Here is an 855-nt window from a genome sequence, read left to right as displayed (position 1 = left end):
AACACGGTTATTTCTGCCTACGAACAGTTAGTTGCTGAAGGGTACTTGGTCAGCCAGCGCGGTTCAGGCTTTTTTGTTGCTGTTGAGTTGCCAGAACAATACTTGCCTGAAAAGTTGCCAACTCAAGCTGCCAACCTTCCGCCAGCGGCGTTGGATGTGAATGCCAGTTTCGCGCCCGGTGTACCCGATTTATCGCTTTTTCCAACCGCTTTGTGGCAAAAATATCTCAATCGTCACTTATCCCGTACGTGTCTGCTAGGCAATCAAGACATTCAAGGTAGCTGGGAGCTTCGATGCGCTTTATCGGATTACTTAGCGTCGCGCCGTTCAGTGAACTGCACGCCTAGTCGAATCATCCTCACGTCAGGCGCGCAGCAAGCGTTGTGTATCGCCACCATGGCAACATTAACGGCAGGAAGTAGAGTGCTCATGGAACAACCGGGTTATGCGCAGATGCGCAAGTTGATCCTGTTTCAGCAATATCAATTTGAACCGTTATTCGTAAGACAAAAAGTGGGTTTTGATATTGATTCCGTCACGCAAAGTACTGCAGATGCGCTCTATATCACGCCAAGTAACCAATATCCGATGGGGCCGACTTTAAACACTGAGCAGCGAGCACAAATCATTGAGTGGGCATCGAACCAAGAGGCTTGGATTCTTGAAGATGACTACGACAGTGAATTCCAATTTGCACATCGTCCATACACCAGTTTGCAAGGGTTAGCCGCACAAATGGGCCGAGACGAGCGAGTGTTATACATCGGCTCTTTTAGTAAAGTCATGTTTAATGGTTTGAGGCTTGGCTATCTCGTTGTGCCTGAATCGCTGGTAGATAAATGTTTGATGGTGAAA

At 47.8% G+C, this 855-nt stretch carries 1 protein-coding gene; it reads left to right on the top strand.

Annotated features, from left to right (window positions below; translation table 11 throughout):
• The coding region (locus R7R24_RS25710; protein WP_318119948.1) for a PLP-dependent aminotransferase family protein at positions 1-855 on the top strand (855 nt) is incomplete at both ends.

This window comes from Vibrio sp. 704 (assembly GCF_033339295.1).
This window is presented reverse-complemented; position numbering and strand designations above follow the sequence as displayed.